The sequence below is a fragment of the Streptomyces sp. UNOB3_S3 genome (assembly GCF_020740895.1).
In the GTDB taxonomy this organism is placed as follows: Bacteria; Actinomycetota; Actinomycetes; order Streptomycetales; family Streptomycetaceae; genus Streptomyces.
Genome location: NZ_JAILXP010000256.1, coordinates 1 through 10,579 on the forward strand (window position 1 = coordinate 1; position 10,579 = coordinate 10,579).

The 10,579-nt window shown below is 72.4% G+C and carries 8 protein-coding genes and 1 pseudogene; 5 read left to right on the plus strand and 4 right to left on the minus strand.

The genetic code is table 11. The features are described 5' to 3' along the window. The coding region (locus tag K6I33_RS24410) for an acetylserotonin O-methyltransferase (protein WP_229356669.1) at nucleotides 1-999 on the plus strand (999 nt) is incomplete at its 5' end. A gap of 87 nt (nucleotides 1,000-1,086) precedes the next feature. Here K6I33_RS24410 and K6I33_RS24415 read toward each other — a convergent pair. Next, on the minus strand, nucleotides 1,087-2,676 hold the full coding sequence (locus tag K6I33_RS24415; RefSeq protein WP_238492001.1) for an FAD-binding oxidoreductase: 1,590 nt from the start codon (nucleotides 2,674-2,676) through the stop codon (nucleotides 1,087-1,089). A 152-nt stretch (nucleotides 2,677-2,828) separates the two neighbouring features. On the opposite strand from K6I33_RS24415, the gene K6I33_RS24420 reads away from it, so the two are divergent. Further along, nucleotides 2,829-3,536 (plus strand): ribonuclease H, encoded by a 708-nt coding sequence (locus tag K6I33_RS24420; RefSeq protein WP_229356670.1) that lies wholly within the window; start codon nucleotides 2,829-2,831, stop codon nucleotides 3,534-3,536. Nucleotides 3,537-3,666: 130 nt separating this feature from the next. Here K6I33_RS24420 and K6I33_RS24425 read toward each other — a convergent pair whose 3' ends face one another. Next, nucleotides 3,667-5,298 carry an ADP-ribosyltransferase domain-containing protein gene (locus K6I33_RS24425; RefSeq protein WP_229356671.1) on the minus strand — a complete coding sequence of 544 codons (1,632 nt, stop codon included), beginning with the start codon at nucleotides 5,296-5,298 and terminating at the stop codon, nucleotides 3,667-3,669. Between the two features lie 201 nt (nucleotides 5,299-5,499). On the opposite strand from K6I33_RS24425, the gene K6I33_RS24430 reads away from it, so the two are divergent. Beyond that, on the plus strand, nucleotides 5,500-6,174 hold the full coding sequence (locus K6I33_RS24430) for a macro domain-containing protein (RefSeq protein WP_229356672.1): 675 nt from the start codon (nucleotides 5,500-5,502) through the stop codon (nucleotides 6,172-6,174). Between the two features lie 17 nt (nucleotides 6,175-6,191). On the opposite strand, the gene K6I33_RS24435 is transcribed toward K6I33_RS24430, so the two are convergent. Beyond that, complete coding sequence (locus K6I33_RS24435) at nucleotides 6,192-7,169, minus strand: asparaginase (protein ID WP_229356673.1); 978 nt, start codon at nucleotides 7,167-7,169, stop codon at nucleotides 6,192-6,194. 224 nt (nucleotides 7,170-7,393) lie between these two features. On the opposite strand from K6I33_RS24435, the gene K6I33_RS24440 reads away from it, so the two are divergent. After that, the gene (locus K6I33_RS24440; protein ID WP_275126761.1) at nucleotides 7,394-8,566 is read left to right on the plus strand and encodes a serine hydrolase; all 1,173 of its coding nucleotides are present in this window, start codon (nucleotides 7,394-7,396) and stop codon (nucleotides 8,564-8,566) included. Nucleotides 8,567-8,657: 91 nt separating this feature from the next. Continuing rightward, nucleotides 8,658-9,893, plus strand: a complete 1,236-nt coding sequence (locus tag K6I33_RS24445; protein ID WP_229356674.1) for a hypothetical protein — start codon at nucleotides 8,658-8,660, stop codon at nucleotides 9,891-9,893. On the opposite strand, the pseudogene K6I33_RS24450 reads toward K6I33_RS24445, so the two are convergent. Next, nucleotides 9,869-10,579: pseudogene (locus K6I33_RS24450) on the minus strand (hypothetical protein); the annotation flags it as partial. The gene K6I33_RS24445 and the pseudogene K6I33_RS24450 overlap by 25 nt on opposite strands.

A 10,579-nucleotide genomic window follows, 5' to 3' on the forward strand; every position in this document is an offset into this window, starting at 1 on the left:
CCCCTCGCCGCGCTCCTCACCGACTACGCGCTGAGCTATCTCCACTCCGCCGCGCTGCGCACCGCGGCGCGCGTCGGCGTGGCCGACCACCTCGCCGACGGCCCCCGCGGCGCGGGCGAGCTCGCCGCGCTGACCGGCACCTCCGAAGGGCATCTGCGCCGGATCCTGCGGCTGCTCGCCACCAGGGACGTCTTCCGCGAGGACGACAAGGGCGCCTTCCACCTCACGCCCATGGCCGAACGCCTGCGCTCCGACATCCCGTCGTCGTTACGCGAGGCCGTCCTCATGGCCACGGACGAGTCCTTCACACGGCCCGCCGGGCGGCTGGAGGACACCGTGCGCTCCGGACGCTCCGCCTTCGACGAGATCTACGGCGCCCCCTTCTTCGAGTACCTGTCCCGCGAGCCCGGCGCCGGTGAGGCGTTCGACCGGGGCATGGCGAACGTCTCCACCGGCGAGGACGACGCGGTGGCCGCCGCGTACGCCTTCCCCGCGAAGGGCACGGTCGTCGACGTCGGCGGCGGGCGCGGCGGGCTGCTCCGCCGGACGCTGGTGCGCAACCCGGGCCTCACGGGCGTCCTGTACGACCGGGACGCCGTGCTGCGCGGGCACTCGCTCGACGTACCCGACCTGGCCGGGCGCTGGGAGGTCCGGGCCGGTGACTTCTTCACCTCGGTCCCGTCCGGCGGCGACGTCTACCTCCTCAAGCGGATCCTCCACGACTGGCCCGACGAGGAGTGCGTCCGCATCCTGCGCGCATGCCGCGCCGGCATGGCGGCCGACAGCCGTCTCCTCGCCGTCGACGCCGTCATCCCGCAGGACAACAGCCCGCACCCCGGGAAGATCCTCGACGTGCTGATGATGACCACGCTGAACGGCCGGGAGCGCGGCGAGGAGGACTTCCGCCGGCTGTTCGCCGAGGCGGGGCTGCGGATGGTACGCGTCGTGCCGACCGGGGCGGCCGTGTCGATCGTCGAGGCGGCCGTGGCGACGGACTGACGTGAGGCGCCGGCCGGGCCCGTCGCGGGGCCCGGCTCACCGGCCGACCGGGCAGGCGGGGCAGGCGCGTGGCGCCTGCCCCGGGCCTCACAGCGCCTGCGGGAAGTCGAAGACGCGCCGCGGGTCGTACCGCCGCTTCAGCTCCGCCAGCCGGTCCGCCGCGTCCCCGTAGTAGGCCCTGCGCCAGTCCGTCAGGCCCGGGTCGGTGTAGTTCTGGTAGGCGGCGCCCGAGGCGTGGCGGCGCATCGCCGTGTGCGCCTCGTCCAGCCAGGCGGTCTGCGCCGTGCCAGGCCCGCCCGCCGCCCACGACGTCAGGTACTGGGCCAGCATGCGCGAGCGCCGGTGCACGAAGGCCGTGTCCAGCGGCCCGACGCGGTTGACCGCGCCGCCCAGCGCCGTCAGCTGCACCGAGGCACCGCCGCCCTTGACCCCGCGCCCGTAGCGCTCCAGCTGGTCGAGCAGCGTCCGGATGCCCGCGTCGTCGAGCGAGCGGTCGAAGAAGTCCGAGCGCGCCGCGTACGTCTCGCGCTCCAGCTGCCCGGAGGACTCACGGCCGGGCGTGGCCCCCGGGAGGTGACACTGCTCGGTGGACTTGTCGCCACAGCCGGCGTACGCGCGGACCGTGTCGAGGTAGGAGCGGCGGCGCAGACGGACGGTACCGACGCCGTCACGGCCGCCGCTCGCCTTGGCCACCTTGCCGATCAGCTCGTCGTACGCGTTCTCCAGGTCCCCGTAGGAGCCGATCGAGAACGCGGCGACGGATATCCGGGGGGTGCCGCCCGCCGCGGCCGACAGGTCGCAGGCGGACCAGATCTCGTCCGGCCGGTCCGGCCCCCACTCCTGCCACGCCCGCACGACGGCCGCGGCCTTGGACCAGGGGAAGGAGACATATCCGGTCACCCCCTCACCGACGGTACGGGTGCGGAAGCGGAGTTCGGTGACGACGCCGAAGTTGCCGTTGCCGGCACCGCGCAGGGCCCAGAAGAGGTCCGCGTCGCGGGTGGCGTCGCAGTCGAGGGTCCTGCCGTCGGCGGTGACAATGGTGGCGCCGGTGAGGTTGTCGCAGGTGAGACCGTAGGCACGGGAGAGGACGCCGTGTCCGCCGCCCAGGGTGAGCCCGGAGACCCCGACCGTGGGGCAGGAACCCGCCGGGATGGTCACGCCGTGCGCGGCCAGGCTCGTGCAGACGTCGATGAGCTTGGCTCCGGCGCCGATGACGGCACTGGACGCGGACGGCGTGCGGATGGTCTTCAGCTGTGAGACGTCGATGACGAGCCGGCCGTTGCCGCTGGACCAGCCCGCGTAGCTGTGACCGCCGTTGCGGATGGAAACGGGTATGGAGAAACGGCGGGCGAAGGCCAGGGCCTCGGTGATGTCCGGGGTGCCGGCGACGTAGGCGATCGCGGCCGGGCGCAGCACGTCGAAGCGCGTGTTGTAGAGCTGACGGGCGGCGGTGTAGTCGGCGTCGCCGGGCCGGACGAGACCACCGGCGAGGCCCTTGCCGAGGGCGGTCCAGTCGCTCTCCGCGACGCGGGCCGCCCTGGACGCGGCCCACGCGTCGCCGGCCCTCTTCGTGTCGGCCCGCGCCGCGCCGGTCGTCGCCGTGGCGCCCCAGGCGGCGGTCGCCGCCAGCCCCGTACCCGTCGCTGTCAGGAGTGTGCGCCTGCTGATGGCCATGCCGATCCCTGCCCCTTTGGTGCGTGTGCGTGAGCGTGAGCGCGTGTGCTGACGCGCGTTGCCGAGTCCCCGTTGATCAAACAGATGGGTCGGTGGGGGCAGGTGGTTCCGGCGGCGCGCGACTGATGGCGAAGAGCTGGCACCATGGGGGGATGCACGAACAGATCATCGCCGCGTGTGACGGCGCGTCGAAGGGCAACCCCGGTCCCGCCGCCTGGGCATGGGTCGTCGGTGACGCCACCGGCGAGGTACACCGCTGGCAGGCCGGACCGCTGGGCACCGCGACGAACAACGTCGCCGAACTCACCGCGCTCCAGGAGCTGTTGGAGTCCACCGACCCGGCCGTTCCCCTGCAGGTGCGGATGGACTCCCAGTACGCGATGAAGGCCGTGACGACATGGCTGCCCGGCTGGAAGAGAAAGGGCTGGAAGACGGCCGCCGGCACCCCGGTGGCCAACCAGGCGCTCGTGATGCGGATCGACGAGCTGCTGACCGGCCGCGCCGTCGAGTTCGTGTACGTACCGGCCCACCAGGTCGACGGCGACCCCCTCAACGCCGCCGCCGACGCGGCCGCGAGCCACACCGCCCGTATCCAGCGGGAGGCGGGTACCTCCTTCGGGTCCGCCCTGCCCGAACCGGAGGCCGGGGCCGTGGCCGGGCCCAAGGCCGGCGGCCGCGCCCGGAAGCCCTCCTCGGAGCCGGGGACGCGGCGCCCGTCGAGCGGCCGGACGAAGGGGTCGCTCAAGGCGAGGTTCCCCGGGCGCTGCCGCTGCGGCAAGCCGTACGCGAAGGGCGAGACGATCGCGAAGAACCCCGACGGCTGGGGACACGTCGCCTGCGCCACGACCGCGACCGGCTGACGGAGCCGTTTCCTCCCGACCGCACCGCCCCGATGCGCGAGCCGTACCCCCGTGCGGCTCGCACACCGGGGCGGCGTACGACCACCGCCCGCTCAGGACAAGACTCAGGAGCACGACTCAGAAGCACGACTCAGGACACGAGGGTCTGCTCCTCCAGCTCGGTCAGCTTTACGGTGCACAGACCGCCGCGCTCGGTCTTCACGTCCGTCACCTTGAGCTGGGTGCCCGGCGTGAGGATGAACTCCTCCTCGCCCGTGAACGCGGAGAAGTCCTGGATGCCCACGGCCCGGACGGGGCTCACCTCGAAGAGCGTCCGCTTGCCGCGGCTCCCGAGGAACGCCCGTGCCACGCCGAGCTTGGACGTGCACGAGGAGACACCCCACCAGGTGACGGTCCGGCCGACCGGGTACTGCGCCCGCAGGTCCAGCGACACTCCTCGCCACAGCGGTTCCGTGCGGGCGGGAAGCCCCGACACCGCAGAGAACAGCAGCCGCAGATACGGCAGGTACGGGACGAGCCTGCTCCGGTCCGGGGCGCGCAGAATGGCGTTGATCTCCCGGTAGAACGCGGACTCGCAGGTGTAGAGGTAGAGCGCGGCGATCGCGTCGGCGGACAGGCCGCCGGCGCCGGCCGCCTCGTCCGCCCGCCGCTTGCCGAAGTCGTGCGACAGACCGACATGACGGTCGAGACCGGACAGCAGCCCGGCGACCGGGGCGACGGCGTCACGGAACTCCATGAGCGGGGTGTCGAACACACCGGTGATCGCGGGGAGGGCCAGGCCCTCGTCCTTGACCCCGGCGAGCCGCTCCAGATACAGCTGGTGCAGCTCCATGGTGGACGCGATGAACGCGCCCATGCGCTCGGCGACACCGTCGTCCGCCCCGCCGGTCCCCGTCGCGGCCTCGCCCCACCCCTTGCTCGGCAGCCAGTCGATCTCATCCATGCCCAGCGAGGCGAGGGCGTCGTTCACCACACCGAAGTGGTCGCCCTCGCAGAAGATGTCGCCCTGCGCCGCGGGATTGGCGTGGTCGATGTGCCGGACCTCGACCTCGGGGTACTTCTCCTGGAGCCGGAGGACGATCTTCTTCAGGTTGCGCGCGTGAGCACCCCACCACGCGAAGACGACACCGCGGTCCTCCTCGTCGGCGTTCTGCTTGGCCTTGAGGATCTCCTCGACGATCCGCTCGGCGACCGGACGCCAGAACACGGTGTGCCGGTCGGGCCCCCTCGACCCGTCACTGCCGGCGGTGAGCGCCGCGTTCAGCAACAGCACACCCTGGGTGAGCATCGCCTGGAACCACTCCGGCGGCTGGACGGTGTCCTGTTCCTTCAGAAGCGCGCGGACGTCGGCGATCGGGGTCTTCTTGGGTATGCCGTGCTTCCACATCGCCGCCGCCTTGATGATGCAGCGAATGCTGACGACCCGTCCGAACTGACTGTCCTTCCAGTCGTGGAAGGTGTTGTCGAACATGGCGATGCCGGTTGCGCTCTCCGGCCGCGGGTAGGGGTTCTGGCCGAAGACGACGACCTTCCACTTGTGCGGCGGATGGGGCTTGAGCGCCTGGAAGGTCAGCTCACGGACGGGCACGACCTCCGGGCCGCGGCCCGGGCCGATGAACGCGGCCGCGTCCGGCTGCGCCTCGATCGCCGGCTTCAGCAGCGGAAGCCACGGCTCACCGCCGCCTTCGAAGAGCTCGGCGAGGGCCAGCGGGTCGTTCGGGTCGTTCGGGTCGGGCGTGGCGGGGGAGTGGGCGTCGCTCATGGTGCTGGGACTCCGGTGTTCGCGGGAGTCCGTCGAATGGCAGGCGGACCCCACAGCTGTGCGGGACCTCACTGTTATACCGAGGGGGTCCGACAACGGCGCCGGAGGCGGAACGGCCTTGTCAGTGGGGCGCGGTAGCGTCGTGAACGACCGAGGCCCGCATCACCGAGGGCCGTATCCCGATCGGAGTGGAGCATGAGCATGGACCGTACGCAGTCGCCGCTGAAGGTGGTGCTGACCGACGTCAACGCGTCGGTGGTGGAGGCGTGGCGGGCGGCGTTCGCCGACACCCCCGGGATCGAGATCCGCAAGGGCTCGATCCTGGACGAGAAGGTCGATGCCTGGGTGACTCCGACGAACTCCCGGGGCCGGATGGACGGCGGGGTCGACGCGGCCATCAAGCGGCACCTCGGCGCGGGCATCCAGCTGCGCGTGCAGCGGGCGATCCGCGACCAGTTCGGGGGAAGGCTGCCGGTGGGAAGCGCGGTGTGCGTCCCGTCCGGGGCGGTCGTCCCGAAGTTCCTGATCTCGACGCCGACGATGGAGGAGTCCGCGCAGAACGTGAGCGAGACCCTGAACGTGGCCCTGGCGTGCGCCGCCGCGTTCCAGGCGATACACCGGCAGAACAAGGCGGCGCCGGGCAGCATCGGGTCCGTGGCGCTGGTCGGCATGGGGGCCCGGACGGGCCGGGTCCCGGCCCGGGTGTGCGCGAACCTGATGTGGTCGGGCCACACGCTGTTCCACGACTACGAATTCGAGGACTACGACGACCTGCGCGGCACGATCGTCGCGCAGCTCGACGACATCGAGAACGCCCCCGCCGAGGAGCGCGTACGCATCACGCCGCCGGCCCGGAGCCCCCGCTCCCGTAGCTGACCGCTGGCCCCGGCGTCTCAGCCCCGCAGGGCGAACGCTTCCGCGATGTCGTCGTGCCCGGCTCCGGCTGCCAGCAGCAGCCGGAGCAGCACCCGGGCCTTGTACGGGTCGAGGAAGCCGCCGTCGATCAGCCCGCGCCGCCGCAGGTCCGTCTCCGAGCCGGGCGCGCTGTAGGTGTGCCGCAGGACCGGGCCGCTCCCGGTGCGCGAGGTCAGCACGACCGGCATGTGCTCGGTCAGGGCGCCGAGCCGGGGCGCGAGCGCGCCCGGTACGTGACCGACGCCGAACCCGGCGACGACCAGGCCCCTGTGCGTGGCCTCCAGCCCCTGGAGCCGCACGCCGTCGTCGTCCAGGGTGACCACGTGCAGGGCGACGCGGGCGTCCTCGAGCCGCTCCCGGCCGAATCCGGCCGGCAGCGGCTCGTACCGGGGCGGGGTGAGGAGCATCCGCACCCTGCCCTCGACGACGTGCCCGAGCGGGCCGGTGTCCGGCGAGGCGAAGGTCGCGGTGCTCGTGCTGTGCGTCTTGCGCACCCACCGCGCCGCGTGCACCTCGTCGTTGAGGACGACCAGCGCTCCCGTACCGCGCGCCTCACGGGCCGTGGCGACGCGCACGGCGGCGAGGACGTTGGCCGGCCCGTCCGCCCCCGCCATGGCCGGCTGCCGCATCGCACCGGTCAGCACGAACGGCGCCTCGTGCGGCCACACCAGGTCGGCCAGGAAGGCCGTCTCCTCCAGGGTGTCGGTGCCCTGTGTGACGACGACGCCGTCCGCACCCCCGGCCACGGCCCGCGAGGCGACGGCGACGACGTCCAGGACCTGCGCGAACGTGAGGCTGCCACCGGGCACGGCCTGCACGTCCCGCACGTCCAGGGGGACCCCCAGCTCCGCCAGGCCGGGTACGGCCGCGGTGATCTCGGCCCCGCTGAGCCGCTCTCCCCGCCCACGTCCCGGCACCGAGATCGTGCCCCCGAGTGCCAGCACTACGACGCCCAACGCCTGCCCCCTCGTCCCGCCCCACCGCCGGGCGGAGACCCGCCGGGCGTCCCCCAAACTACATCCGGGTCGCGCTCGAGGGGATGACCGCGCGGCGAGCCGTGCCGGGGGTTAGCCCCACCCGAGGCCGGGAGGGTAGCGGGATCGTGGCGGGCTGCCGCGTCCGGAAGTGTGGGGCCCGGCGCGAAGCGCTGGATTTCCGACGATTCCCCAGGAGTTGGCTCATGAGCGAGCAGCAGGCATGGCACACGTCGCGTTCTTCCCGGCGGCGGGGTGGTGCCGGCCGGCGCAGAGTGGCGTCGGCCGCGGTCGCGCTGGCGGCCGGCGTCATGACGGTGGGTGCCCTGGCACCGGCCTCGGCATCCGCCGCCACCGGACCGGACACCGTCCAGCAGCGCCTCGACGCGCTGGTGAAGGCCGACGGCCTGCCCGCCGCGCTGGCGAGCGTCAAGGACCGTGACGGCCGCACCCGGCACTACACCGCCGGGGTCGGCGACCTGGCCACCGGAGCGAAGGTGCCGGTGGACGGGCAGGTGCGGATCGGCAGCAACACCAAGACGTTCACCGCCGTGATCGTGCTGCAACTCGTCGCCGAAGGAAAGGTCGGCCTCGACGAGCCGGTCGACACCTACCTCCCGGGCCTCGTACGCGGAGAGGACATCGACGGGCGCCGCATCACCGTCCGTCAGCTCCTCCAGCAGACCAGCGGACTCCCCAACTACACCAAGTACGACCTTCAGCCCCGGTACTACGAACCCCGCGACCTCCTCGACATCGCCCTCCAGCACAAGGCCGACTTCGCCCCCGGGACGAAGTGGGCGTACAGCAACACGAACTACCTGCTCGCCGGCCTGATCATCCAGAAGGTCACCGGCCACACCCTCGGAACCGAGATGGACCGGCGTATCGTCAAACCCCTCGGCCTGCGCCACACCTACCTCCCCGCCCCCGGCGACGCGACCATCCGGGAACCCCACCCCAAGGGTTACTACCGGGACTCGGCGGACGGACCACTGCGCGACGTCACGGAAACGGAACCCTCCTGGGCCTGGGCGGCAGGCGGGATGATCTCCACCAACTCCGACCTCAACCGGTTCTTCACCGCGCTCCTGGCCGGCCGCCTCCTTCCGGACGCCCAGCTCGCGCAGATGCGCACCACCGTTCCCGCCGACGACCTCTTCGGCCCCGGCGGCCGCTACGGGCTGGGGATCGTGAGCAGGCCGCTGTCGTGCGGCGGTGTCTACTGGGGCCACGGCGGTGACCTCCCGGGTTACGAGACCCGGGGCGGCGTCACCGAGACCGGTCGCGCCGCGAACGTCGCGGTGACCGGCAAACCGTCCGACGAGCCGGCCATGAAGCGCGTGGAGAAGGTCGTGGACGTGGCCCTGTGCCGGTGAACCGGACCCGGCGCGGGCGGGGCCGGTCCGGCTGCTAGAGTGCACACGTTGGCCTTCGGCGCCCCAATCGGTGTGCTCGGAGGCTTTTTTCATGCCTTCCGACACCTCCACCTCCACCTCCAGCACGCCCCCTCCCACCACCGGCTATCGCGCGCTCCTGCGCAACCGTGAGTTCGCCGGCCTGTACGCCGGCCTCACACTGACGGTCGCCGCGAGCACCTTGTCGGGCTTCGCGCTCGGCACCCTCGTCAACCGCCAGACCCGATCCCCGTTCCTGACGGCCGTGAGCATGTACGGCGCCACGTTCGCCACGGTGCTCGGCGCGCTGACACTGATGTCGGTCGCGGACGGCAGCCGCCCCCGCCGGACCCTCCTCTCCCTCCAGTGCGTCTCGCTGGCGGGTGCCGCCGCCCAGGCGGTTCCGGGGCTGCCGCTCGCCGCCCGGTTCGGGTTGCTGGCGGTGGTGGGTTTCTTCCAGTCACTGGAGACCGGCACGCGGATGGGACTGCTCGCCGAAGTGATACCGGACTCCGCGTACGCGCCGGCACGTTCGCTGATGAACATCACCTCGGGTGGCATGGCGGTCCTCGGCTACGCCGTCGGCGCCATGTTGCTGCGGCATTTGAGCCCGCGAGAAGTGTTCCTCGTCGCCACAGGCCTGACCGGGGCCGGATCGGTCGTCGTCGCGGCGACCGTCCGGGAACGCTCGATCCGTCCGACCCGCCGCCCCGGACTGCGGCAGACCTGGACAGCGAACATCGCGCTCTTCTCCCACTCCGGCCGGCGGGCAGTGCTGTTGAACCTGTGGGTCCCCAACGGCCTGATCGTCGGCTGCGAGGCGCTGTTCATCTCCTACGACCCGGATCTCGCGAGCGTCCTCCTGGCCGCCGGATCGGCCGGCATGCTCCTCGGGGACCTGACCGTCGGGAGGCTGCTCACCGCCGACCGGCGACGCCGCTGCGCGTTCGCCCTGCGGTTGCTGCTCGCCGTCCCGTACCTGCTGTTCGCCGTCCATCCACCCGTGCCGGTGGTGACGGCCGCGGTGTTCGTCGCCGGCGCCGGGTTCGCCGCCACTCTGCCGCTCCAGGAGCAGCTCCTCGCGTCGACCCCCGACCCGGTCCGCGGCCAGGTCCAGGGCGTCGAGTCCGCCGGCCGGATGACGTGGCAGGGCATCGGAGCCGCGATCGCCGGCGGTGTCGCCCAGTACGTCACGCCCGGCACCGCGATCACCGCTCTGGCCGCGACCTCCATCGCCGTCACGGTCCTCTCCCGCCCCTTCGTGGCCCGCGCCCGAACCGTCCGCTACTTCGGCTCCCCGCACACGTAGGCGTTCGTGTCGATGAAGATGCTTTCCATCCCGTACGGGCAGGCGGTCGTCGAGGCGAGCGCGCCGACCGGCGTGGTGCGTACCTGGTACTTGTCGGCACCGGACCAGCACGGCACCTTCACCCAGCCCTGTTTGTCGCGGTGGACGCAGTCGCCGACCTTGGCCGACGTCGCGGAGCCGTGGAGGTAGCGGCTGACCCAGCCGGAGAAGCCCGGGTTGAAGGCGTACAGGAGGAGGGCGACGGCCAGTGCGGCGGCCGCGTAGCCCCAGTTCCGGGCGGTGGACGGGTCCGGTGGAGGAGCCGGCGGGGTTTGCGGTTCCGGGCGGTTGGCGTTCGGGCTCGCGGGCCGCGTGGGCTGTGCGGGCCGCGTGGGCCGGGGTGTTGTGGGCGGCTGCCGTTTTTTGGGCCGCTGCACTATCCCGTCGCCGCTCAGGGACAGCTCGCCGCCCTCCCCACGGACGGTCAGGTGCACGGGGTGGTGCGGTTCGAGCCGCAGCACGCGGGACACGACGCCCGACGTCCCGGCGTTCACCCGTAATGTGCGGGCGGACGTGGCTTCGGTCTCGAAATTGGTGGTCCGGCCGTCGGCGACCCAGCCGAGGTGGTCCACGCCGAGGTAGAGGTGGACCGCGTCCCCGCACCGGTTGGTCACCGTGAGCGTCACCTTGCCGGGGGTGGGGGTGGG